Here is a 24,321-nt window from a genome sequence, read left to right on the forward strand (position 1 = left end):
TATGAAGGATCAGATCATAAAAGATATTTTTTTCAAATTACTTATTAATGTTTTCATTTGGAGCTCTCTTCCGATGTATTCATTGACCTATCGGGATACCATACCCTTAGATCCCGGTATACGATACGGGAGATTACCCAATGGGCTTACTTATTATATCAAATCCATTAATACTGCATCTAAAGAAATAGACATGAGGCTTATTGTTAAGGCCGGGTTTAACCAGGAAGACCCGGATCAATATGAGTTTGCACATTTTATGGAACATATAGCGTTAAAAGCCGGCAAGCACATATCGACTAGAATGCTGTATGGATCGGAATTGTTCAATCAATTAGGTATTAAGCCAAATGCCATTAATGCACTGACATCAGGGGAATATACAGAGTTTAGGTTTATTCTTCCAAATCATAACCATAAAGCTCAAACAGTATCTTTTCGCTTATTTCGGGATATTATTTGGGATTTAGAATTTAAACCGATCTATATAGATAGCGAACGTTCTCCGTTTTTGGATGAATCCGAATTTAGGGGAGGAAAGACTTCCGTAACCAGCATGAACCATATTTTGGATTCGAGATTAATGGGATGCGGGGGAAAGTTCCCCAAAGATTATGCTCATCATATTAACACCTTTGAACATAAGCGTTTGATACGGTTTTATAACGATTGGTACCGTCCAGATTTAATGGCATTGGTCATTATGGGGAACATAAAAGATATCAATGGTTTGGAAAATGAGATAAAGAAAAAATTTTCTGCTTCTAAAACTATAAAAAAACCGAGACCACGTTTGGACTGTAATGAAAGTTACCTGAATGGGGATATGAGATTTGTCAGACTGGAACGGGAAATATTACCGCAGGAGAACATAACTGAACCCGTTTTCCTTCGTCTGTACATGAGAGAAAATAAAAAAAAGGAAAGGGGGACCATAAAAGGGCTTAAAAATGGCCTGAAAAGAGACCTGTTTATTAAAATGCTCAATGCCAGGTACACGCAAATGCAATGGTCTTATAATAACCATTTTGATATTTACAGTGAATTTTCAGAGTATCCATCGGCGTTTAAAATTAATATATGCGCATATGGAAATCAAGAAAGATTAGCGGTAATTGAGGCTTTAAAAACTTTAAAACAGGTAAAAGCATATGGTTTTACGAATACTGAGTTTAATAAGACAAAAACGGATTTATTTGAATCTTTGAAAAAGTCGGATACTACAGCCGTTTCCTATTGGAGGGAAGAATTTCGGAATCATTTTGTTTATGGTAAGGGATTGCCACAAAACAAAATTGGGCTTTTAAAAAAGATATTAAATAATCTTACCTTGGAAGAAGTCAACAATTTTTTCAAAGATCGTATCAATAAAACACCGGAAGATATTGGTTTAATTGCTCCAACAGCCAATATGGCCCTTTCTTACACGGAAAAAACAATTAGAAACTGGTTTTTTGAAGCCGATACTTCTAAAACAATACCATATACCGATCCCATTATCCCGTCAACATTAATGGATCCGATAAAAGTTTCAGGGTTAAAATGCTGTGACTATAAAGAAGGGACTACCGACATTCCCGGTATAAAGAAATACTTATTAAGTAATGGGGTTAAGTTGATTTTCAATTCCTTTAAACCCGCCCCCGATATTTTGGGAGGTAGTGAATCTGTTATATTTAAAGGTTTTGTTTCTAATGGGGCGAGCTGTTTTTCTAAAAAAGATTATTTTTCTGCCATTAATGCACCTGGAATAATTAAAAATTCGGGTGTTGGCGGAAAGGATAAATTTGACATAGAAAGATATTTATCCAATCAAGGTTTTAAACAGTATGTGACCCCTTATATAGGGTATAAGGAGAGCGGGATACGTGGGAGTACCACAACAACATTGAAAGATTTGGAAACGGCCCTACAATTAACCTATCTTTATATCACGGCCCCAAATTATAATGAATTGGCATATGAGGATTGGAAGATGAGTGCCCCGAAAAGATATTTGAACGATCTTGTTCAAGATGACCTTATAACAACAGTTAAAAATGTATTGAATGATAGCTTATTTCTTCCTAAAGGCTCTAAACGAATGGAAGGGGTAGGACATACCGATATGCGGCTAGCTTATAGCATCTATAACAAATTATTCGGAAATGTACAGGATTTTACGTTTTTATTTTCTGGAAATTTTCAGGAAGAAGAACTCTTGCTTTTGTGCAGAAAGTACCTGGGAAATATACCAAATACTACCGAACATGTCGAATGTGAACAGGGTTTAAAAACTCAAGAGGATATTCCCGAAGCTCCATTTATTAAAATATTCCCTGCTCGAAAAAACATACATAACGTACGGGTACGTATGGTATATGTTACCCCTTTGGACAAGATCTCCCTGGACTGGAAAGAGAAAACAAAATTAATGTTACTCTCCAGATTTCTGGAATATTCATTTTTAAAGCATTTGAGAAAAAATTCGGAAAAAGGGGGGCCTTATGTGGCTTTTGTAAGTAATGACAACAATGACGGGGTATCTGGGTATAATAAGTTTTCCATTGATTTTGGATGTAGCCCAGAGGATGTAGATCGACTGGTTATGGAGTCAAAGCAAATTATAGAAAATCTAAAAAAATCGCCTTCAACAGAGATAAAGTTATTTAAAGCGGTTAAGAAGAGATTAATGCCGGTAAGTGATATAGAAACCAATAAGGAGATGTTAGAAAAGATGTATTTGCATTATAAATACGGATATCCCTGGGTAGGTATATCGGATGTTCGGGATTACATGGGTTCACTTTCGTTAAAAGATTTACAGGAATCAGCACAAAAGTGGTTAATATCGGAGCCTTTTGAATTTAAGATGGTGCCTCCAGAATAAATAAAATAAGATTATCGATTCAAGAGAGACATAAAATTAATTAAAAATGGAGCACACTGCAGTATAATTGTCCGCAGCGTACTCCATTTAAACAAAATTTTCTCATTCAAGAAAATTAGAGATCCACTACTTCACCAGAGCCATCAAGTGGCTGTGAAGTATCAGGGGTTGCATAAACTTTATAAATCGTTGGGTCGGGCAAAAATCTTATTTTACAATCACTGGAGCCCTCACAATCAACATTTACTGATTGCCAATTTCCCGGAGATGCTTCATAATATCCTTGTACAACGGTTTTATTTGCGTCCACAAACGCAAACGACATTCCAATGGCCATAATAAAGGCCAACATCGGTAACATTAATTTTAAATTTTTCATGATTAAAATAATTTTAATTGTTAATACTATGCCTACTTCTATGGGGGCAGGTTTTCGGCGTTTTCTTCCCTGCTTTTGTTGCGCAACAAAATATCGTGGCGCCTAGAAAGGGTCAAGGCGGACTTTTAAACAATCGAGCAGGAACGGGGGAATACACGGGACGGTCCATCGGGGTCCGTATTGCTGCCCCGACATACTTTAGGGGAACGTTGGTTTCTTTTTCCCGTACAGCCTTATACCGGTTATAGCCAGTAAGATGAGCACTGTATTGAGCACCAAGTGCTGCGGCCAGGATAACAGCGTGATCACCCCGCCACAGGAGCATGGGACATAGGGGCTGAAAAATACGATGCCCGCTACATAAAGGGTGAAAAAGGCCATAAGGGCAAGGGCGCTGTAAAGGCCCTTGAGCCGGGTGGCGGGCCAAGCGATAAGGGCGGCCACTGCAATTTCCAAGAGGGGTACCGCCCAACTGAGCACAATGGCTATTGCTTTGCCGGGGATAATAGGGGAGTTGTTCAGGTTATTGAAAAAACGGTCCCCTTCCATAAGTTTGGTCGCTCCCGTAAAGACAAAAAGCAGTACAAAAAGGAAAACGATAAGTTCCAATAATAACTTATGATGTTTACCGACGAATTCATATGGATACCTTGCTCTCATAGCGTTTTGAATTTAATCGAGTAGTCGGGGGGCAGCTTTTACATGGTATAAAGTTACAATCCCGGATGTTAAAGCCGGTATCCGTTCCGAATACTTTTTTTATTCAAAAGGTATAATTATAAGCCGTTTTTTAACATTTTAAGGTGTTGTATGTCCAGATGAAGGCGCAGAGCAGTCTTTTTAAGGACCGAGGGGGACGGTTTTTAAATAAACCCCATTTCTTTGGCCTTGCGTACCAGTTCACGATCATTTCTGCCTTTCACGTTGAAGTATGTCCGCAACTTGGACTTACGGTTTAATAAAGTGGAATGTGCCAGTGGGATGATTTCGTCCATGTCGTTAAGGGTGCCACCTTGGGAAAGTTCATAGAGTATTCGCCGATCATGTTCATCAATGGTAAAAGTCTTTGCCACATAGGAGCGCATAGCTAGCCATACGCTGGGACTATAATAGGGCTCGTTATTTAAAACAAGGCTTAAATTGCTGTTCAGTTCATCCGGTTTTAAGTCATTTTTTACCATAAAACCTTCCGGATTAATGCTCTGCAGAATATTGTGTATGCGAAAAGGTTCGTTGTGAGTGGTTGCAATGATAATTCGGGTTTCCGGGTACTCCTTACGTATTTTAAGCCCTAGGTCTTCTCCCGATATTATCTTATTGTCCAAAGACGGGGGCAGGTTAATATCCAAAAAGAGGTAATCTATTTTGTAAAGGGACGATACCCTGTTAAATACCGCAAGGGTTTCATCAGAGGAATGCACCTCTATGATGTTCAGATTGAGTAGCTTATGATCGGCCACATCGATCAGCGTGTCACGAATGGCTCTTGTGAAGATCCGATGGTCATCCAATAGTACTACATTATAATTTTCTTTTTTCATAATTCGGTTATATTTTAGTTAAGGGGATTCGGATGTGGAGGATCGTTCCTTTTCCCGGTTTGGATTCAATTACAAAACGCCCATTGAGTTCTTTTACATTGGATTCAATATGGGAAAGGCCGATACCATGCGTTGTTTCCTGTTTCTTGATTCCTTTTCCGTCATCTGCCATGGTTAGGTGTATTTCCGGTTCCCGATAGGATAAACATACCTTTAGGTGCTTGGCTTGTGCGTGTATGATACAGTTTCGGACCCCTTCTTCAATGATGTTATAAAGGTGGTTTTTGATCATTAGCGGGACTGCCTTCCAGGGGATACCGCTATCGTTGTTTAAGTAATATTTCAGGTTTATGGTATTACACCGGGTTTGGATTAGTTTCTCGATTTCCTCTATAAAATTATTTTCAATGGCCGAAGCCATTTTATGGAGCTTATGCGAGGCATCCCGTATTTGCTGCTCGTATTCCCGGAGTTTCTCTATATTTTCCTTATGTTCCTGCATTATTTCAGGGGGACCGGTCAGTGGTAACCTGAACCAACTGATACGGAAACCTGCCATATCTCCCAATATCTTTCCGTGCAATACCTTTGATATGCGTTCCCGTTCTTTTTGAAGGGCCTTGTGCTTTTGATTTTCCTGATAAAGGAGCTTGTTGCGTATGTGCTGCTGTTGATTCTCCAGGTGCAACATCCGGTTACGGGCAATTTCACGGTAATAAAAATACGTGGTTGCCAGAAGGATAAAGACCACAACCGAAACAGAAATGATCCACAATCTTTGGGTAGTGAGCGTTTTGGTCCTTTCAATGTACTTATTGGTTTCGTATCGAACCCGGGCAAACTTGTTACGTACCTTTCTCTCATGGTTATGAATCCTTTCGGTAAGGATTGAAAATTCCTCCAGATAGGAGCTCTTCGAAGAGGGGTCTACTTTAGAGAGAAACTTCAAGCTTTTTAGGGTTTCACTGTTATTTTTTATTTTTCTTGCTTTCTGTAATGCTTCTTTAGCCAGTGAAATGGCCCGTTCCGTATTTTTTTTAAATGCAAAATATGCCGCCAGGTGCAGCATGCTGGTCACAACACCGGTCTGTTTATTTAGGCTATCGCGTAGATACAGAGCCGGATAAAAATCATTTTCATTTATGGTAGGATCTTTCATTAATAAGCGGGTATAGGCAACATTGTCTTTAAGACGGGCATATAAAGCGGGGTCTGTGGTTTTTAAATCTAACATCCTCAAAGCGTTATCGAAGTAAAAAAGGGAGCGGTCATACTGCTTCTGGTCCTGGAAAAGAATCCCCAGGTTATTGTTTAGATGGGCATTTAAAAGCTCTGTACAGCCTATTTTCCTGAGATTGTTCATGGCCATTGTGTAATATTCAATAGACCTTTCAGGTTCGTTGAGCTCGTAATAGACAATTCCCAATAGGTTATAGCAATAGTATAACTGTTTGTGTTTTTTAAGCGGCTCCAGGATAGTAATAGCTTGGAAAAGAAGTACTTCACAGGCCGTATAATCTTTGATACGGCTGTGTACGATGGCCATATTATACAGCATTTTACCGGTATAATATGGAGCAGGGATTCTTTGATAAAGGTTCAGGGCCTCATTATAGTGATAGTAGGCGCTATCATAACATTCCTTTTGAAGGTAAAATGCGCCATAGTTCCAATGAGCATCTGCTTTGACCGTATTGTCCCCATAGCTAGTAGCCAGATCCAAGGTTTTTTGATTCGCAGCCATGAAAAGTACGGAGTCTTTTAGTTGAAAGGCCCGGTAGGCAATGGTCGCCAAATACGATTTCTTTATGGAGTCATTGGTAAGGGTATTGGCATAGGTATAAGCACTGTCCAAATAAAACTTTCTCTTAGTGAGCGAGTGGTTGTCGTTCTGTGTTTGATGCAGCCATAGGGATACCTTGTCCTCATGGTCTTGTTCTTTGGATATTTTTTGGTTACAAGAAAAAAAAGAAACAACAATAACAAGAAGAAAAACACAGTAACAGTATGTTAGTCTACCAGCAATCAAAAAGATTTGGAATATTTTGCAAAAACAAATTTATAAAAAAACCCTCAACAAATACAGTTGAAGGCTTTTTCCGGATATAAAGATTAATTAAAATGTACCGATCCGCATTACTAAAATCGGTATTCAATCTTTTTCATTATCGGGTGGAATACTCACTTCATCCCCAGTAGCATATATATTGCTGGAGGTTTGTTGCTCATCGGCAAGGTCTTCTGGTGGCGTACAGGATTGTACGACCATCATGGACACTGCCAAAAGCAGTATCGTGCCTACGGTTTTCATGATTTAATATTTTAAAAAGGATCATTAGATGTCAGGGCCGTCAATGCGGCCTATTGCTAATCCGTAGTGCACTATGGAGGTATGAGCGGCGATATTTGCCCATACATAAAAAGCGGCTTTCAATGTGATAAAAGTAGATGGAGAAAATGTTAAAACACTGGTATAAACAGATAAAAAAAAGGATCATTACATATAATTTTTATTGCCCATAGAAAGGTAAATTGGAGCCCTTAAATTCCTTCCTTCATTTTTTTTGAACCTCACCCCCGGCCTTTTCATAAAGCAAAAAACTACCTGTATATGAATGATTATGAGAAATTGCTCAATGAGTTGGAAAATCAGCTAAATCAAATGGAAATCAATGAAAATGACGTATTAATAAGAGCGGAAAAAGGAATTCAGATTACCAAAGGGATTGTAGGGCGGATTAGGCGAATGGTCTTGGAAAGGGATTTTGTTAATAAAGCGGAAGAAAAAGATTTTTTTCGACGGATTAAACCGCGTGCCGTGAGCAGGTTCATCTGTTATACAAAGTTATATGACCTGGAGAGTAAACGGCCAATGAGCAGCAGCAAACTTCAAAAGCGTTATTTACAACATGCGATAAAAGAACTACAGTCCTATTTCACTGATAATATCGAATTTTACAATTATTACAGAAGGGGAGCGACCATCTTTGACGACGTATTTTTTTTAAGGAATAAATCGAACATCCGCATGGCCCCGGATGCGTTAGGCTCCTTTATGGACAGTGAATTCTCTACCAGCCATGATAATGTGGTGGCCATTATTTTAGGCCATGACATGCTAATTGATTATCTAAAAAAAGAAATGAAAAAGATAAGGGCAACAAACCGCACACAGCTGGCATCCACATCCCTTCCGGACCTAAGGTTGTCCTGGACCGCTTCCAAAGCTGCCTTAACAGAACTTATCTATGCCCTGTATTCCAGTGGGGTATTTAATCACGGGAGAAAGGACTTAAAGGGGATTACTGCAGCCTTTGAAAGGTTATTTGATATACGGATGGATACCGTTTATAAAAGTTATTCCGATATAAAGGCCCGAAAGGGAAACCGGGCCCGTTTTTTACAGGAACTGATCGACCGGTTCAATGACCGCATGGATGCGGATGATGCCCTATAGGCCAGGTGAGGGGACCAGCAACTGTCACAATATCCCCGAGGGCTTTATAGGTCCCAAAATTCGATGCCGCCTTTAAGGTCAACGGTTACCAGTTGTGATCGGTCCTGTGTGATATCCATGGCGCTCGGGGTCGCCCTATGTTTTGAGTATGTTTCTACAATCGCCCCGGACGGCTTGTTCCATTTCCTGATCGATTTGTCCAGGCCATAGGTATATAGATGACCCTTGGTCATCAAGCCTGTAATCACTTCCAGGTTCAAGGGCACGTTCACCGTGGTATCTTTATCAGCGAGATAAATCGGCCAGTCGGGGTGTTTTTTTGAATAATATAAACTATCTGATGCGGTATTGTAATATCCGAACTCCTTGCCGTCGATTAATAAAAAATTAGCTTCACTATCGACATCGGCCAGCTTCCCTTTTATCGTATGTTGTTTGATTTCGTTTGTTTTATAATTCCATACGAGGATCTTATTCATACGCCCGTCAAAGTAAATATCCCCGTTATCGGTGATATGTTTTGGACGCATTTGTTTTAATTCAGCCGGCGTGTCCAATTGTTTAAAATCATTTTCTGTATCCCATATATAGTGGTTCCCCTTAAAATCAAAAGTGGCCAGGATACCGTTTTTTTGATTGTAACAAAGCTGGTATGCCCAGCTTGCTTTCAGTGGTATTTTTTTGATAAGCGCGCCGCTTAAAGTATTAATAACGACAATACCAAGATGTAATGTAGCGGCATACACTTCATTTTTTTCGGCATTGTAGGCCATGTTGTATATCTCATCATCAATAGCGGCTATTTGTTTTCTGTTGTTTTTTTGGTTGATGAGCTCATATATTTTCCCATCATAGGTTGAAACAAATACGGTATCACGGCTTGATGTAAACACAACATCGGTATAGGATACCGGATTGATACCCGTGAATTTACTTTTCTTTATGGTGATTCTCTGTTTGCAATTCGTAAAAAGCAGGGATAGAAACACTAAGGTAGCTATTTTATAAAATTTCATTTATTGTTGATCGGTTTTGATTAACTCTTGTCTGTTCCCATTATCTAAAACATCCATCCAGGTACCATCGTCTGAGGTCCCGAGATTGATCTGATTTGCATTTTTACCCCACATCTTAAGGGTGGCCGCTCCCTGAGGTTCTGCCATAAACAACACCCGTTGGGATATTTTGGAGTCAAGGGTCAAAAATACGTTCCCATAGGAATCATCGGTCACATAACCGCCCCTTTCCTGTCCTTCGTGATCATAGAGCATGACCCCGGAGACCCCTGAATTGTCACCCCTGTAAAATCGATAACCAAAGGATTGGGCAGGGGGGAGATGGGATCCGATAATAACCCTTGCAACACCTGTAGAATCAGTAACTACCAGACCTTTGACCTTTAGGATTTCATTGGATAGGTCGATTTCTACCTTCCGGTTGTTTGCCATATAAATAACCAGGCCTATAGTAATTGCCAGGTTAAGAAATAAGAGGAATTTAAGTGTCCTATTTTTCATTCGTTGTTTTTTTTCAAGACGAGTTAGTTAAAATAATGTTACATCCTAATTTAAAAAAGGAAGATTCGGTACGTATCGATTTTAAAAAGACAGCCGATCCGATTCCCTTTGATATCACAAGGATTGAATACTCGGCACAAATATCAAAATTCTTTTTTTTCTCAAAAAATAGATAAGGCAGAATTATAATAGGGCGCTTTTTTGTTTTTTACAGATAATACCTGTGAAAAGCGCCTTTTATTTTCAAAATATAGACGATAAAGCGTATTTTAGTATTCTTATGGAAACTGTAATTTAAAAAATGAAGATTTTTAGGTTTAAAACATACCTGACCAGTAACATGGAGGTGCTTGAACCGCCGACGCAGGAGCTTTTGTCCAATTGCAGTCAACGGACTGTCGATAAAGGGGATTATTTGTTGCGTGAGGGTGAATCCACCGGTAGTTCTTATTTTGTGGAAGATGGCCTGCTCAGACAATTTTCAATCGATGAAAAAGGCAAGGAGCACATACTTCAATTTGCCCCTGAAAATTGGTTTGTTTCCAATAGGGAAAGTGAGTATCTGAACAGGCCTTCTTCCTACTTCATTCAGGCAATAGAGGATGCCAGAGTGCTTGTTGTCGAAAGGGAATTAATTGAAAGGCTATCAAAAAGCAATCCTGCATTTATTGAATTAAATACACGGTTGCTGCATAGGCATATTGCGGGCCTGCAAAAACGTGTGACGCAATTGCAAAGTTATACCGCACGGGAAAGATACCTGGATTTCGTCCGATCGTATCCCGATGTTTTGCTTAGGGTTCCCCAAACCTATGTTGCTTCCTATCTCGGCATAACGCCAGAAAGCCTGAGCCGGGTACGAAAGGAACTGGCCAAAGAACAACAGGTTATTTCTTAACCTACATCAATGCAGGTCGGAAGCAGCCACTGTAAATTTGTTCTATAAATCAAAAAAGGAGAAAAAATGAAACCAAGAACTATTGAAATGATAGCTACTCCAAGCGCTCCCCACTTTGTGGGTGACGGATTTAGGGTACATAATTTTATACCGAGTTATCCCAGGATGGATATGAAACGGATGGACCCGTTTATTATGTTGGATTACAATGCAAAATTTGAGTTTCCCCCTTCTGAAAGGCCAAAAGGGGTCAGTGTCCATCCCCATAGGGGGTTTGAAACCGTTACCATCGCCTATCATGGAAAGGTGGAACATCACGATTCATCGGGTGGCGGGGGTATTATAGGAGAGGGCGATGTGCAATGGATGACAGCGGCAAGTGGCGTGCTGCACAAGGAGTACCATGAAACCCAGTGGAGTAAAAAAGGAGGTGTTTTCCAGATGGTGCAGCTTTGGGTAAACCTCCCTGCAAAGGATAAAATGAGCAGGCCGAAGTACCAATCGATTGTAAATAGTGAAATGGCAAAAGTCGGGCTTGCGGACAATGCAGGGACGGTGGAGGTCATCGCAGGGGAATACAAAGGGATAAAGGGAAGTGCTGACACCTTTAGCCCCTTGCATATTTATAACGCCCGTTTGAACAAGGGCGGAAAAGCCGAATTTCAGCTGCCCCCGGACTTTAATACCGCACTCTTAATCATCGAGGGGGAAATACTCCTAAATGAAACCGAGACGGTTGCTGCCGATAATTTGGCGTTAATGGCCAATGATGGAGAAGATTTTACCGTTGAAGCTACCGAAAATGCCGTGGTATTGGTATTAAGCGGTGCTCCATTAAACGAACCTATAGCCGCACACGGCCCCTTTGTGATGAACACACATCAGGAATTGGTCGAAGCTTTCAACGATTTCAATACAGGGAAGTTCGGTTATTTAGAAGATTAAGTTATAACAGGAGCTGTCGGGGACAGGCCTGACAGCTCATTTTATCTAAAAAATATGAAAGAACGGTTCAAGAATATACCACTGGTAAAAAATGAAACAAAAAAGCGCTTCGAGATGGAAGTAGATGGATATTTTGCATTTATTAATTATGGCGAAATAGGAAACCAAATAGCACTGGTACATACCGAAGCAGCACCGGAACTCTCCGGTACGGGGGCAGCTTCTGCCGTAGTTGAAAAAACATTACATTGGTTAGGGCAAAACAATAAAACATTGCTGCCTTTTTGCCCTTATGTATTTGCTTATATAAAGAAGAACCCTCAATGGAAACGTATCGTGGATAAACGATTTAACGCATACGATAAATTATGAAAACAAACAGATTGGAAGCCTTTAGTGACGGGGTTTTGGCCATTGTAATCACCATCATGGTGTTAGAGATGAAAGTTCCGGAGGGTGCAAGCTGGGACCATTTATCGGCCGTATTGCCTAAATTTATGTCATATCTTTTAAGTTTTGTCTATCTCGGTATTTACTGGAACAACCATCACCATCTGTTCCAGGCCATACAAAGGGTAAATGGTAAGGTGCTATGGTCGAACCTCTTATTGCTTTTTACGCTTTCATTGGTTCCTTTTACAACGGCTTGGATGGGAGAAAACCATTTTGAGAAAAATCCGGTAATTCTCTATGGCATGAATCTGTTATTATGCGCCATTGCTTATGCACTATTGGAAAATGCCAGTACGGGCTCTGACGGGAAATCTTCTGTTATAGGTTCCGCCTTGACCGGTAAAAGAAAGGAAGCTGCCTCGGTAGTGTTATATCTGATCGGAATTGTATTGGCGGTATTTTATCCCTCTATGGGGATAATCTGTTTTATTGTAGTTGCGGCCATTTGGTTAATACCGGATAAACGCATTGAAAATCAACTAAAAAAATGATAAGGATATGGAAAGTTACAACAATTTGATCGAAGGCATAAACGGCTTAAAGGAGCAAGGTTATGTAGAAGATTTCAACCTAAAGGAAAATTGCCTTGAATGTCGCGAGGGAGCCTATAAGGTCTTTCATGACGAATTTGAAATAGATAAATGGTTTCGTATCGAAGGGGATGATTCCAGCGCAGAGAATGCTTCCATTCTCTATGCCATTTCATCTGAGAAGTACGGGTTAAAAGGAACCATGGTCAATGCTTATGGGGTTTACTCAGATAGTATTGCCGATCAAATGTTATCCAAATTAAAATTTGCCTGATATGCAATCAAACGTAGGTCTCATTATAGAAGAAAAAGCAGCCGATATCGGTAATTTTATGGTAGGCAGGCTGCTTCCCTTTAGACAAAAAAGAGCAGTCGGCCCATTTTTATTTATAGACCATATGGGCCCCGCCTGTTTAAAAGAATATCAAAATTTGGATGTCCCGCCACATCCGCATATCGGACTTTCCACGTTGACATATTTATTTGACGGTGCGATATTTCATCGTGATAGTCTGGGCAATTCAATAGAAATAAAACCCGGTGAGGTTAATTGGATGACTGCGGGAAAAGGAGTGGTACATTCGGAGCGGACACCCGAATATTTAAGGGGGCAGGATACGTACCTGCACGGATTTCAAATATGGATCGGATTGCCAAAACATTTGGAACAGTGCGAACCTTCCTTTTTTCATATAGATAAAGATGCCATTCCTGCCTGGGAAGATAAAGGGGTTGCCTATAAACTGATTGCCGGGTCGATAAAGGACAGGGAATCGCCCGTTCCGGTGCACAGTCCTATGTATTTTATAGAAATAAAAACCAAGAAGCCGCAAACAATAGATATCGGCAATAGGCTTTTTGGAGAAGTCGGCATGTACGTTCTTGACGGGACGGTAAAAATCGAGGGCAATGACTACGGTAGCAAACAATTAATGATAGCCAAAAATGCTTCCTTATGTGAATTCGAGACCAATGGGCAGACAACACTTTACCTGTTCGGAGGGGAGCCTTTTCAAGAGGAACGTTTTATGTTTTGGAATTTTGTAAACTCTGACAGGTCCGTTTTGGAAAGTGCCAAAGAAAATTGGAAAAATCAAAATTTAGTAGCTTTCCCAAAAATACCCGATGATGACAAAGAATTTGTGCCCTTGCCTGAACCCAAGGCCATCAAGAGTAAACGATAAAACATTGACCCGAAAAAAAGAGGGAGAACAGGGGAAGAGACCAGGCATTGTAGCGGACAATACCCTTTAGTAAAAATAAATGGCTTAAAGTATGGTAGTATCCCATGGCGGTTGGTGGTAATTTTACGGTATGCCCGTTGCTGTACGTACAAGCACCGGGGACCTTTCCCGTATATGGAACGTATTGCAAATACTTCGATAATAGGAAATAAGTTCGTAATTACCTTCAGTTTACGGATTTATTTCCTTTACGTTTTTTAAGGTAATTTATTGCTTTTACGGGGTTTCTTTTTATAGGGGAGGTTACAAATTGCCATAGACCCGGATAAATTAAATGTGTTAAAATTTATACGTAATTACGGGTGTCTTACGAATGATTCTTAAAAAAACCTTTCAAGTTTGTGTCGGAAAGTTAAATCACTGCAAAGCCGTCATGTGTAGTATCTAAGGTTTTACCTTTGGCGGTTTTGCTTTTTAAACCACAAATTATGAGCAGAAAGATAGTTACCAATGAAGACCTGTATCAGTTTAAAACGGAACTGATCAATGAAATCAAACAAATATTGAATTACGAAGGCGACGAATCCCAAAAAAAATGGTTGAAAAGCAATGAGGTCCAGCAGTTGTTGGGGATATCGTCCGGCACGCTTCAAAACTTACGGGTCAACGGGACCCTGCCTTATTCAAAAATTGGAGGGGTGTTGTATTACGAATATCAGCAAATCATAAATATCCTGGAGAACAACATGGTCAATTGCCGGTTTTAAGGGCCCGGGCATTCATTCTTCTCGAAGCCTATCGGAGAATGCCCGATAGGGAAGGAAAGGAACATCCAATAGCCATAGTATATCTTTATGAAAAGGCGCCATCCACTGATTATAAAAGAAGGTAAGGACACCTATCGCCTCGGTGAATTTAGGGGCGGTCTGCTGTTGTATGATTTTGAGGGGATTTTAAATTACCTAGAGGCCAGGGGGAAAATGCTGTTTGGGAGCAAATTTAGGATATATCCAAAAAACCATACAACACTATATAAATTATCGGTCTATCTTATCAGGGATACGAGAAGCTGTAAAAGACTCGGGATCGACCCGGACAAGGGCATACTTTTATCGGGCCCAAAAGGGTGTGGCAAGTCATGTCTTATAAAGCTGATACGGCATTTAATACCGGGGCAGCGGTTATATGAGCTTATCCCATGTCACAATATCGTGTTCGGCTTTAATTGCATAGGTGACCATATTACAAGGCAATATGAAGACGACCGTCTTTATTGTTTTGATAACCTGGGATCGGAACCTATGGGAAATTATGCCGGGGACAACCGTGATGTAATGGGCGATATATTACTGATCAGGAACCGGTTGTTCAGAACGCATAGGGTAAAGTGTTTTGCGACCACACGGCTCACGGCCCGGGATCTGGAAGCACGCTATGGCCATAAGGTATATAAAGGCATGCGGGAGTTATTCAATTTAATAACCTTTAACAAGGGGAACAGGAATAAACCATAGCTTGCTATTAAAATCAGTGGTTTTCTTTGTAAAGGGGAAAGAAAATGATAAATTCACTTCAAAAATAGAATTTCCCATGCGTTACCTCTTTCCACTGCTATGTGCCATTTGTCTTTGCTCATGTCAAAAGAAAAATAAAATATCCCTGGACCGTCTTCAGGTGGAACATCTATCCGCTCCCATGGGAATAGATACCCCCAAACCGAGGTTCTCCTGGACGCTTTCAACCGATACCCCTGAATTATCGCAAAAAGAATATCATATATATGTAGCTGAAGATTCTTTGTCCCTGGTGGAAGATGGGAATATTTTGTGGGACGAACATGGTGTTGCATCTGATAACCTGATAGTTTATAAGGGCCGGATGCTAAAACCTTTTACCAAGTATTATTGGGGTATTTCGGTAGTGGGAAATAATGGTGAGGAAAGTAATCTGGCCATCTCGCATTTCGAGACCGGGATGATGTCTACCAATAATTGGAAGGGTAAATGGATTACCGATACCGAAGATGTCAACCTAAAACCTGCCCCGTATTTCAGGAAAGAAATAGCTCTTGACAAAAAAGTGGTCAGGGCCCGGGCATACATTGTAGCCGCCGGATTATACGAACTTTACATCAATGGGCAGAAAGTAGACAATCACCGCTTGGACCCGGTCTATACCCGGTTCGACAGGCGTAATGTATATGTAACGTATGATGTGACCGATGAACTCCGGCATGGTAAGGCTGCCATTGGTGTATTGTTGGGCAATGGTTGGTACAATCATCAATCAACGGCAGTTTGGAATTTTGACAAGGCAGGATGGCGGCACAGGCCCCGGTTTTGTCTTAATATACGGTTGACGTACCAAGACGGTTCCACAGAAATTATTTCAACCGATAAAAGCTGGAAAACCGCGTTAAGCCCGGTAGTTTTTAACAGTATATACACGGGCGAACATTACAATGCCCTCTTGGAACAAAAAGGATGGGACAAAGCAGGTTTTAATGATTCTTCATGGAGCAATTCCATGGAAGTCAAGGCGCCTTCAAATACCATTGTGGCGCAGGCTATTCCACCAATTCGGAACATACAGGAGATAACGCCCGTCTCTATGAGGAGACTCGGCGGCAAACATTACATTTTTGATTTGGGGCAGAATATTTCAGGGGTCACAAAACTTCAGGTAAGCGGCCAAATAGCTGCCAGGATATGGGTGTCCCATGCCGAACAATTGGACAGTCTGGACTATCCGGACATGTCCAATATCGATGTGCATTACCGTCCGCAGGATAACTCGGACCCTTTTCAAACGGATATTTACACATTGTCCGGGGGTGTACAAGAGGTCTTTATGCCCAAATTCAATTATAAAGGGTTTCAGTATGTCGAGGTGAAAAGCAATACCCCAATAGATCTTCAAAAGAATGATCTAAAAGGAGAGTTTATGCATACCGATGTAAAGCCGATCGGGAGCATCCATACTTCCAACGAAACCATAAACAAAATATGGCAGGCGACCAATAATTCATACCTGTCAAACCTTTTTGGATATCCAACCGATTGTCCGCAACGTGAGAAAAATGGGTGGACCGGCGATGCGCATATCAACATAGAAACGGGACTGTATAACTTTGATGCCATTACCGTATACGAAAAATGGATGCAGGATCATAAAGATGAACAGCAATCCAATGGCGTTTTACCTTCCATTATCCCTACTTGGGGTGGGTGGGGCTACGATTGGGGCAATGGTCCCGATTGGACCAGTACCATTGCCATTATCCCTTGGGAGCTCTATCGGTTTTATGGAGATGATAAGGCTTTGCAGATGATGTACGGGCCCATGAAAAAATATGTAGATTATATTACGTCAATAAGTTACGATGGAGGATTGACCGACTGGGGATTGGGCGATTGGGTTCCGGTAAAATCGGTTACGCCCAAAGAACTCACATCGTCAATTTATTATTATGTAGATGCAAATATATTGGCCAAAACAGCCAAACATTTTGGAAAAGAGAAAGATTACCAAAAGTATGCACAATTGGCCAATAATATTAAAAAGGCCATCAATCAAAAATATTTGGATCCAGAAACGGGTATCTATGGAAATGGGTACCAAACCGAGCTAAGCGCACCGCTTTATTGGGGGATTGTCCCGGACTCCTTAAAGCCAAAAGTAGCCAAGCAATTGGCAGAAGCGGTTTTAGAAGCCAAAAATCATATCGATGTCGGTTTGCTGGGCACCAAAACCATTTTAGGGGCATTAAGTCAAAACGGTCATGCCGATCTGGCCTATAAAGTGGCTTCACAGGAAACCTATCCTTCATGGGGATGGTGGATAAAAAACGGTGCCACTACATTATACGAAAATTGGAATATAGATGCCGCCTCTGATATTTCAAAAAACCATATTATGTTCGGGGCAATCAGTGCATGGTTTTATAAATCCCTTGGTGGAATCCTGCCCGATGAAAATGCTCCCGGGTTTAAACATATTATCTTAAAACCAAATATGGTAAGCGGGCTTGAAAATTTTGAAGCCAGATTTCAAGGGCCACAAGGTGAAATACTATCCCGCTGGGAAACGTCCCGGGAAGGAATTGTAAAATATGAGGTTATTATACCCAATAATAGTACGGCTACCCTCTATTTGAATGCCAATAAGGTTGAGTTTAATGATAAAATCTCGGAGAATGCCAATAACTTATATACCAAAGCATTAAATCCTGGACATTATACTTTTTTGATTTATAACAATTAAGGTTGAAATTCTATAACGATGTAAATTCCTTCATGTGGAAGATGATAATTATTCAATATAATTTGTATTAGAATTCTTATTTTTTACGTTTTTTCAGTTATTTTTTAATAATAAGTACTTACCTTTAGTATAGAAAAAATAATTTATCGTTACTTAATAAAGCGTTGATTTTTATGTTTCTGAAGCTTGATATGACAACTTTAAACGAGAAAATTATTTCAATAGGGAATTAGTGATAATAAAATTTAAGAAGAAGATTAAATATAGAAAACATGAAACGATTGTTATGCCTTATAATGCTAGTTTTGGGTTGCGCAACATATGGTCAAATGAAAGATTCTCCATACAACAACCTTAGTGTTTTTCCCATGGATTCAGCAAATCTTCAGCAGGCAAATACTTTTGAGATGCCCCCATGGAGAGCAAGGCGTTTTAATATCACCGCTGGTTCTTTCTTTCCTATAAACAACACCCAGATTATGGTAGGAAGTAACGAAAGGGATTTTGGAACGACTATTGACCTTGAAGACGATTTGGGTTTTAACGATTTTAGCTATTCTTTTATGGTGAACGGACAGTGGCGTATTTCCAAAAGGTCGCGTTTCGAATTGGAATACTTTTATTTAAACAGAAAATCTACGCATACGCTGGAACGTGAACTGGAATTTAAAGACCATACCTATGAAGTAAATGCCAGGGTTTCCGCTTTTTTTGACGTCAGTATTGTCCGCTTTTTTTACAGCTATGCCTTTGTGGCAAAACCAACCTATGAAATAGGGGCGCTTATTGGGTCGCATGTGATTTTTGGCGATGTGGGCATGCAGGTCGATACGGAAACCGGGAGCGCGGAAGTAAGCGATAATTTTGATTTTACGGCGCCTATCCCCGATATCGGTATTTGGACCGATATTCAGTTGTCCAAAAAATTTGGACTTTATGCCAATGCCAATTATCTATCCTTGACCATCGATAATATTAAAGGTCGGGTATTGAGTACCAATATCTCCCTTTTGTACAATATTCACAACAATATAAGCCTTAAAGCAGGCTACAACAGCCTTAATTTTAGGGTAGATGTTGAAAAAGAGCGCTTGGACGGGTTTTTTAAATGGGGGTACAACGGCCCCATGCTGACCCTAACTTATGCTTTTGGCGAACAGGTAAAAATATAAGTATTGATAGCCTGTAAATTAAATTGATTTCTAATACCTTATAAACCTATTTTGTTTACGAAATCGTTGGCGTGATAAAATGATAAAAAATCAGGCTTATTTTTACTAATATTTAACGGTGAATGGCTTGTCTGTATAAACGACTTTTTTTAGTTTTGGCACCGGATATGAAATTACTACTCAAATTTTTTATATCGCTGTGCGTTATCCTTATAAGTGGTTTTGGCCAGCTGTATGCACATTCTTCTCAGGATGCAGTTGCTTATTCCTCTATCCGAAGCCTTGAAAACTTTACCCATACCAATTATTGTGTACTGCAGGATGCCCACGATCCAAATGCAGTATCGTTTTCTCCCGGCCTGGAAAAAAGGGATCATAAGATCGAAATCACTGAGAGCGAGGTTACCGAGGAAGAATTGATTTCCTTTAAAAAGGATTCGGAAATTGCCGATTACCTTACTTCCTTATGGCAACTGAATGCTTATAAATACGCTTTTCTCAACAATAGAAAAACTACATTTCTAGATAAGCAGACTTCTTATTTATCATCTTTTAGATGGTATATCGTATTCCGTGTAATCAGAATTTGATTTATAAATTTTTCAAATTGGGCAAATAATTAAATGCCCGATCTTCAATTTTTAATACGTGCATTCCTTTTAAATTGACCAAAAGGCTTGTGACAGTATTTCTATATACCTATTAATTAAATATTTACAAATTGTAACGCTTTAAAAAAGCAATTATTATGAAGAAAATTCTCATGGTGATGGGCTTGTGTGCCTTGTTGTGGCATACCGGCTGTACCTCTAAAAAGGAAAAAGGAAACGAGGACCAGACCAAATATTTGGTTACCAATCCCATTAAAATGGACACCTTGATCACAGATGATTATGTGTGCCAGATACAATCCATCAGGCATATCGAGCTGCGTGCCCAGGAAAGGGGCTATCTGGAAAAGATATATGTGGACGAAGGCCAGTTTGTAAAAAAGGGCCAATTACTGTTTAAGATCATGCCCAAAATTTATGAAGCTGAAAAGCAAAAAGCCAGTGCCGAAGCTAGTTTTGCTGAAATTGAATATCAAAACACCAAGAAATTGGCCGATAGTGATGTAGTGGCTCCCAATGAACTGGCCATGGCCAAGGCCACTTACGATAAGGCCAAGGCAGAACTTGCGCTGGCCGAGGCACATTTACAGTTTACCGAGATCCGTGCACCCTTCGATGGTATTATAGACCGGTTCCATATGCGACAAGGAAGTTTAGTTGATGAAGGAGAACTCCTTTCAAGTCTTTCGGATAATAGCCAAATGTGGGTATACTACAATGTGCCCGAGGCCGAATATCTTAATTACAAGACCAAAGTGAGCAAGGACAATCCGGTAAAGGTTAATTTATTGATGGCCAATAACCAGTTGTTTAAGCAAACGGGTGAAGTAGGGACCATTGAAGCAGATTTTGACAACGAAACGGGGAACATCCCCTTTAGGGCAACTTTCCCGAATCCCGACGGACTCTTGAGACATGGCGAAACTGGAAGTATTTTAATGAAAGTTCCATACAAAGAAGCCATTATAATTCCACAAAAGGCAACTTTTGAGGTATTGAGCAAAAAATATGTTTTTGTCATAGGGAAGGACAATAAAATTCAACAAAGGGAAATATCCATAAAAGCAGAATTACCACATTTATTTATTGTAGACAAAGGGTTGTCTGTAAACGATAAAGTATTGCTTGAAGGTATACGAATGGTTAAAAATGGAGAAAAAATTGATTACGAGCTTGAAAAACCGGATAAGGTATTGGCAAGTTTGGATATGTATGCAGAGTAAGTTAACCCATAATATTACAACAAATGTTTAGTAAATTTATAAAAAGACCGGTATTGGCCATTGTCATATCGGTGGTTATTGTATTTGTGGGCTTACTGGCCATAAAACAATTGCCGATCTCTCAATTTCCACAGATAGCACCGACCACGGTCAATGTTTTTATAGCATATCCGGGGGCAAGTGCGGATGTGTTGGTAAAATCGACCTTAATTCCTTTGGAAACCTCCATCAACGGGGTTCAGGGAATGCGTTACATAGCTTCTGATGCTACCAGTGCAGGGGAAGGGACCATGCGTATTATTTTTGAACCCGGAACCGACCCCAACCAAGCGGTGGTAAGGGTTAAGACCCGTGTCGATCAGGTAATGCCCCTGTTGCCGGAACTGGTGCAGCGGGAAGGGGTGGTTATCACCCCCGTACAGCCAAGTATGTTAATGTACGTAAACCTGTTCAGTAAGGAAAAAAACAACGACGAAAAGTTCCTTTATAATTATGCATATACCAAAATTGTACCCGAAATACAGCGTATTAAAGGTATAGCTAGTGCCAAAATACTGGGGAGCCGTAAGTATGCCATGCGGGTTTGGTTGAAACCGGACCGGATGAGGGCATACAAAGTCTCTGCCGAAGAAGTATTGGAAGCAATGGACGAACAGAGCATTATAGCCAGACCGGGGCGTCTGGGTAGGAGCTCGGGCAAAAAAGCACAGGCCCTGGAATATGTACTGGTATACAAAGGAAGGTATAACGAACCGGAAGATTATAAAAATATCATCATTAGGGCCAATAAAGACGGAGAGATTTTAAAATTAAAGGATGTCGCCGATGTAGAACTGGGAAGTGAGTTTTTTGACATCTACTCAAACCTGGACGGGCACCCGTCCGCTTCCATTGTCTTAAAACAAACTTTTGGTAGTAATGGTAGCGATGTTATTAAGGCCGTAAAGGAAAAATTAAAAGACCTCAAAGAAGATTTACCGCCCGGGGTAGACTATCAAATTGGTTATGATGTATCCAACTTCTTGGATGCTTCCATTGAGCAGGTAATACATACCCTCCGCGACGCCTTTATCTTGGTGGCCATTGTGGTATTCCTGTTTTTGGGGGATTGGCGGTCTACCATCATCCCGATTATTGCCGTACCCGTATCCTTGATCGGTACCTTCTTTATCATGCAGCTCTTTGGACTGTCCATAAACCTTATCACGCTCTTTGCGCTGGTACTGGCCATTGGTATTGTGGTAGATAATGCCATTGTGGTCGTTGAAGGGGTTCACGTTAAGATGGAAGAGGAGAACCTTTCGCCATACAAGGCATCATATGCGGTACTGGGCGAAATAGGAGGGGCCATTGTGGCAATTACCCTGGTGATGGTTTCGGTGTTTATACCTATTTCGTTTATGACCGGGCCCGTGGGGGTATTTTACCGCCAGTTTTCCATTACCATGGCAGGGGCCATTATTTTATCGGCGGTCGTGGCACTTACGCTTACCCCGGTACTTTGTGCGATGTTGTTGAAGAACAATCACGGCAAGCCAAAGCGAAAATCGCCCGTTGATAAATTCATAGACTGGTTTAATGGTAAATTCGACAGGCTTACCGGAAAATATGTAAACGTCCTTAAACGAATAGTTAACCGGCGGGTAATTACCTTCGGAATGTTAATAGCATTTTGTGTGGGGATATTTTTCACCAATCAGGTGTTGCCGGCAGGATTTATCCCTAATGAAGACCAAGGGATGATTTATGCCATTATTCAGACCCCTCCGGGAGCAACATTGGAGCGGACCAATGAAGTAGCCCGTAAATTGCAGAAGATTTGCGAGGAAATGGACGGGGTACAATCGGTTTCTTCCCTGGCAGGATACGAGATCATGACCGAAGGTCGGGGATCCAATGCGGGAACCTGCCTTATCAACCTCAAGCCATGGTCCGAGCGCGAGCATAGCGTTCATGAAATTATGGAAGAGCTGGAAGAAGAAACCAAAGACCTTGGTGCGGTTATTGAATATTTCGAACCGCCGGCAGTGCCCGGTTTTGGTTCGTCCGGAGGTTTTTCCATGCGTTTGCTGGATAAAACTAGTTCAACCGATTTTCATGAGTTTGAGAAGGTAAACAACGATTTTATGGATGCCCTTCGCAAGCGTCCAGAAATTACGGGGCTGTTCACCTTTTTTGCTGCCAATTATCCGCAGTACGAACTAAAAATCAATAACAAGGCCGCCATGCAAAAAGGGGTTTCCATAGGAAAAGCCATGGAAAACCTAAATATTCTAATTGGTAGTACCTACGAACAAGGGTTTATTAAATACGGTAGGTTCTTTAAAGTGTATACCCAGGCAGCACCAGAATATAGGGGGATGCCATCCGATCTGGAAAAACTCTATGTTAAAAATGAAGAAGGCGAAATGGTTCCTTATTCTTCTTTTATGACCATGGAAAAGAAATTGGGGCCTAATGAAATCACAAGATATAACCTTTATAATTCTGCCGCCATTAGAGGGCTTCCGGCCAAGGGGTATACCTCTGGGGATGCCATTAATGCCATTAAGGAAGTAGCGGCCGAAACCCTTCCAAGAGGTTACGATATTGCTTGGGAAGGCCTTTCGTATGATGAAGCTTCCAGAGGAAACGAATCCATTTACATTTTTGCCGTGGTATTGATATTTGTATACCTGGTACTTGCGGCACAATACGAAAGTTTCCTATTACCGTTGGCCGTTATCCTTTCCTTACCGGTCGGGGTATTTGGTTCCTTCCTGTTGCTTAAGCTCATGGGGCTTTCAAACGATGTGTATGCACAGATCGGTGTTATTATGCTTGTCGGCCTCTTGGGGAAAAATGCGGTATTAATTGTAGAATTTGCCGTTCAAAAGCGCAGACAGGGAGCTTCCATAATAGATGCGGCCGTTGAAGGCGCCAAAGTAAGGTTCAGGCCTATTTTAATGACGTCCTTTGCATTTATTGCCGGATTGATACCATTGGTTATTGCAACGGGAGCAGGTGCAATAGGGAACAGGACCATTGGCGGATCTGCCCTCGGCGGAATGCTTATAGGGACCATCCTAGGGGTAATGGTTATTCCGGGATTATATTTCGTGTTTGCAAAAATGTCGGATGGTCGCGATCTCATTAAAGATGAAAACACAGAGCCTGTTTCAGAGGAGTTTATGAGAATGACCGAAGGTGACAGTAAAATGAAAGCCAGCATTCGAAAAATAAACAAGCTTTTGAAAAAATTAATGAAAAAATCAGACGATGAATAAAAAAACACGAACT

The 24,321-nt window shown here is 40.7% G+C and carries 22 protein-coding genes; 15 read left to right on the plus strand and 7 right to left on the minus strand.

Annotated elements, in window-relative coordinates:
* Nucleotide 1 precedes the first annotated feature (1 nt).
* A complete protein-coding gene (locus tag PSF86_RS02435; RefSeq protein ID WP_277898469.1) occupies nucleotides 2–2,869 on the plus strand; it encodes a M16 family metallopeptidase in 2,868 nt (955 codons plus the stop codon).
* Nucleotides 2,870–2,984: 115 nt separating this feature from the next.
* Here the strand turns inward: PSF86_RS02435 and PSF86_RS02440 are convergent, their stop codons facing one another.
* The 5 genes from PSF86_RS02440 to PSF86_RS02460 all read right to left on the minus strand — a co-directional run bounded on the left by PSF86_RS02440 (nucleotide 2,985) and on the right by PSF86_RS02460 (nucleotide 7,100).
* On the minus strand, nucleotides 2,985–3,248 hold the full coding sequence (locus PSF86_RS02440; RefSeq protein ID WP_277898470.1) for a DUF6520 family protein: 264 nt from the start codon (nucleotides 3,246–3,248) through the stop codon (nucleotides 2,985–2,987).
* Nucleotides 3,249–3,446: 198 nt separating this feature from the next.
* Nucleotides 3,447–3,908, minus strand: coding sequence for a MauE/DoxX family redox-associated membrane protein (locus PSF86_RS02445; RefSeq protein WP_277898471.1), 462 nt, complete (start codon nucleotides 3,906–3,908; stop codon nucleotides 3,447–3,449).
* A 203-nt stretch (nucleotides 3,909–4,111) separates the two neighbouring features.
* Nucleotides 4,112–4,789, minus strand: a complete 678-nt coding sequence (locus PSF86_RS02450; protein WP_277898472.1) for a response regulator — start codon at nucleotides 4,787–4,789, stop codon at nucleotides 4,112–4,114.
* A 7-nt stretch (nucleotides 4,790–4,796) separates the two neighbouring features.
* On the minus strand, nucleotides 4,797–6,818 hold the full coding sequence (locus PSF86_RS02455) for a tetratricopeptide repeat-containing sensor histidine kinase (protein ID WP_277898473.1): 2,022 nt from the start codon (nucleotides 6,816–6,818) through the stop codon (nucleotides 4,797–4,799).
* Nucleotides 6,819–6,941: 123 nt separating this feature from the next.
* Complete coding sequence (locus PSF86_RS02460) at nucleotides 6,942–7,100, minus strand: hypothetical protein (RefSeq protein WP_277898474.1); 159 nt, start codon at nucleotides 7,098–7,100, stop codon at nucleotides 6,942–6,944.
* Nucleotides 7,101–7,400: 300 nt separating this feature from the next.
* Here PSF86_RS02460 and PSF86_RS02465 point away from each other — a divergent pair, with 300 nt between their 5' ends.
* On the plus strand, nucleotides 7,401–8,246 hold the full coding sequence (locus tag PSF86_RS02465; RefSeq protein WP_277898475.1) for an RteC domain-containing protein: 846 nt from the start codon (nucleotides 7,401–7,403) through the stop codon (nucleotides 8,244–8,246).
* Between the two features lie 44 nt (nucleotides 8,247–8,290).
* On the opposite strand, the gene PSF86_RS02470 is transcribed toward PSF86_RS02465, so the two are convergent.
* Together PSF86_RS02470 and PSF86_RS02475 are read right to left on the minus strand one after the other, a co-directional pair.
* The gene (locus tag PSF86_RS02470) at nucleotides 8,291–9,262 is read right to left on the minus strand and encodes a WD40 repeat domain-containing protein (protein WP_277898476.1); all 972 of its coding nucleotides are present in this window, start codon (nucleotides 9,260–9,262) and stop codon (nucleotides 8,291–8,293) included.
* Entirely contained in the window at nucleotides 9,263–9,763 is a 501-nt protein-coding gene (locus tag PSF86_RS02475) for a hypothetical protein (RefSeq protein ID WP_277898477.1), read from the minus strand. It abuts the gene before it with no gap.
* A gap of 301 nt (nucleotides 9,764–10,064) precedes the next feature.
* On the opposite strand from PSF86_RS02475, the gene PSF86_RS02480 reads away from it, so the two are divergent.
* From PSF86_RS02480 to PSF86_RS02540, 13 genes are all read left to right on the plus strand, one after another.
* A complete protein-coding gene (locus PSF86_RS02480; protein WP_277898478.1) occupies nucleotides 10,065–10,661 on the plus strand; it encodes a Crp/Fnr family transcriptional regulator in 597 nt (198 codons plus the stop codon).
* Between the two features lie 66 nt (nucleotides 10,662–10,727).
* The gene (locus tag PSF86_RS02485) at nucleotides 10,728–11,606 is read left to right on the plus strand and encodes a pirin family protein (RefSeq protein ID WP_277898479.1); all 879 of its coding nucleotides are present in this window, start codon (nucleotides 10,728–10,730) and stop codon (nucleotides 11,604–11,606) included.
* A 54-nt stretch (nucleotides 11,607–11,660) separates the two neighbouring features.
* Entirely contained in the window at nucleotides 11,661–11,978 is a 318-nt protein-coding gene (locus PSF86_RS02490; RefSeq protein ID WP_277898480.1) for a GNAT family N-acetyltransferase, read from the plus strand.
* Nucleotides 11,975–12,550, plus strand: a complete 576-nt coding sequence (locus PSF86_RS02495; protein ID WP_277898481.1) for a TMEM175 family protein — start codon at nucleotides 11,975–11,977, stop codon at nucleotides 12,548–12,550. The genes PSF86_RS02490 and PSF86_RS02495 overlap by 4 nt, the downstream gene beginning before the upstream one ends.
* 7 nt (nucleotides 12,551–12,557) lie before the next feature.
* Nucleotides 12,558–12,863, plus strand: coding sequence for a phosphoribosylpyrophosphate synthetase (locus tag PSF86_RS02500; protein WP_277898482.1), 306 nt, complete (start codon nucleotides 12,558–12,560; stop codon nucleotides 12,861–12,863).
* A gap of 1 nt (nucleotide 12,864) precedes the next feature.
* Complete coding sequence (locus PSF86_RS02505; protein ID WP_277898483.1) at nucleotides 12,865–13,773, plus strand: pirin family protein; 909 nt, start codon at nucleotides 12,865–12,867, stop codon at nucleotides 13,771–13,773.
* A 488-nt stretch (nucleotides 13,774–14,261) separates the two neighbouring features.
* Nucleotides 14,262–14,540 carry a helix-turn-helix domain-containing protein gene (locus PSF86_RS02510; protein WP_277898484.1) on the plus strand — a complete coding sequence of 93 codons (279 nt, stop codon included), beginning with the start codon at nucleotides 14,262–14,264 and terminating at the stop codon, nucleotides 14,538–14,540.
* A gap of 87 nt (nucleotides 14,541–14,627) precedes the next feature.
* A complete protein-coding gene (locus PSF86_RS02515) occupies nucleotides 14,628–15,287 on the plus strand; it encodes an ATPase (protein ID WP_277898485.1) in 660 nt (219 codons plus the stop codon).
* A gap of 1 nt (nucleotide 15,288) precedes the next feature.
* Nucleotides 15,289–18,036 (plus strand): alpha-L-rhamnosidase, encoded by a 2,748-nt coding sequence (locus PSF86_RS02520; RefSeq protein ID WP_277898486.1) that lies wholly within the window; start codon nucleotides 15,289–15,291, stop codon nucleotides 18,034–18,036.
* A gap of 272 nt (nucleotides 18,037–18,308) precedes the next feature.
* Nucleotides 18,309–19,208 (plus strand): hypothetical protein, encoded by a 900-nt coding sequence (locus tag PSF86_RS02525; protein ID WP_277898487.1) that lies wholly within the window; start codon nucleotides 18,309–18,311, stop codon nucleotides 19,206–19,208.
* A gap of 167 nt (nucleotides 19,209–19,375) precedes the next feature.
* Entirely contained in the window at nucleotides 19,376–19,798 is a 423-nt protein-coding gene (locus tag PSF86_RS02530; RefSeq protein WP_277898488.1) for a hypothetical protein, read from the plus strand.
* Nucleotides 19,799–19,956: 158 nt separating this feature from the next.
* Nucleotides 19,957–21,042 carry an efflux RND transporter periplasmic adaptor subunit gene (locus PSF86_RS02535; protein ID WP_277898489.1) on the plus strand — a complete coding sequence of 362 codons (1,086 nt, stop codon included), beginning with the start codon at nucleotides 19,957–19,959 and terminating at the stop codon, nucleotides 21,040–21,042.
* Between the two features lie 23 nt (nucleotides 21,043–21,065).
* A complete protein-coding gene (locus PSF86_RS02540) occupies nucleotides 21,066–24,308 on the plus strand; it encodes an efflux RND transporter permease subunit (RefSeq protein ID WP_277898490.1) in 3,243 nt (1,080 codons plus the stop codon).
* Nucleotides 24,309–24,321 lie beyond the last annotated feature (13 nt).

The sequence above is a fragment of the Galbibacter pacificus genome (genome assembly GCF_029603165.1).
In the GTDB taxonomy this organism is placed as follows: domain Bacteria; phylum Bacteroidota; class Bacteroidia; order Flavobacteriales; family Flavobacteriaceae; genus Galbibacter; species Galbibacter pacificus.

Coding starts and splice junctions, on each gene's coding strand:
- PSF86_RS02515 (WP_277898485.1), top strand. CDS start 14,628: ATGAAAAGGCGCCATCCACTGATTATAAAAGAAGGTAAGGACACCTAT.
- PSF86_RS02540 (WP_277898490.1), top strand. CDS start 21,066: ATGTTTAGTAAATTTATAAAAAGACCGGTATTGGCCATTGTCATATCG.
- PSF86_RS02510 (WP_277898484.1), top strand. CDS start 14,262: ATGAGCAGAAAGATAGTTACCAATGAAGACCTGTATCAGTTTAAAACG.
- PSF86_RS02480 (WP_277898478.1), top strand. CDS start 10,065: ATGAAGATTTTTAGGTTTAAAACATACCTGACCAGTAACATGGAGGTG.
- PSF86_RS02525 (WP_277898487.1), top strand. CDS start 18,309: ATGAAACGATTGTTATGCCTTATAATGCTAGTTTTGGGTTGCGCAACA.
- PSF86_RS02500 (WP_277898482.1), top strand. CDS start 12,558: ATGGAAAGTTACAACAATTTGATCGAAGGCATAAACGGCTTAAAGGAG.
- PSF86_RS02450 (WP_277898472.1), bottom strand. CDS start 4,789: ATGAAAAAAGAAAATTATAATGTAGTACTATTGGATGACCATCGGATC.
- PSF86_RS02530 (WP_277898488.1), top strand. CDS start 19,376: ATGAAATTACTACTCAAATTTTTTATATCGCTGTGCGTTATCCTTATA.
- PSF86_RS02485 (WP_277898479.1), top strand. CDS start 10,728: ATGAAACCAAGAACTATTGAAATGATAGCTACTCCAAGCGCTCCCCAC.
- PSF86_RS02460 (WP_277898474.1), bottom strand. CDS start 7,100: ATGAAAACCGTAGGCACGATACTGCTTTTGGCAGTGTCCATGATGGTC.
- PSF86_RS02435 (WP_277898469.1), top strand. CDS start 2: ATGAAGGATCAGATCATAAAAGATATTTTTTTCAAATTACTTATTAAT.
- PSF86_RS02505 (WP_277898483.1), top strand. CDS start 12,865: ATGCAATCAAACGTAGGTCTCATTATAGAAGAAAAAGCAGCCGATATC.
- PSF86_RS02490 (WP_277898480.1), top strand. CDS start 11,661: ATGAAAGAACGGTTCAAGAATATACCACTGGTAAAAAATGAAACAAAA.
- PSF86_RS02440 (WP_277898470.1), bottom strand. CDS start 3,248: ATGAAAAATTTAAAATTAATGTTACCGATGTTGGCCTTTATTATGGCC.
- PSF86_RS02445 (WP_277898471.1), bottom strand. CDS start 3,908: ATGAGAGCAAGGTATCCATATGAATTCGTCGGTAAACATCATAAGTTA.
- PSF86_RS02465 (WP_277898475.1), top strand. CDS start 7,401: ATGAATGATTATGAGAAATTGCTCAATGAGTTGGAAAATCAGCTAAAT.
- PSF86_RS02475 (WP_277898477.1), bottom strand. CDS start 9,763: ATGAAAAATAGGACACTTAAATTCCTCTTATTTCTTAACCTGGCAATT.
- PSF86_RS02535 (WP_277898489.1), top strand. CDS start 19,957: ATGAAGAAAATTCTCATGGTGATGGGCTTGTGTGCCTTGTTGTGGCAT.
- PSF86_RS02495 (WP_277898481.1), top strand. CDS start 11,975: ATGAAAACAAACAGATTGGAAGCCTTTAGTGACGGGGTTTTGGCCATT.
- PSF86_RS02470 (WP_277898476.1), bottom strand. CDS start 9,262: ATGAAATTTTATAAAATAGCTACCTTAGTGTTTCTATCCCTGCTTTTT.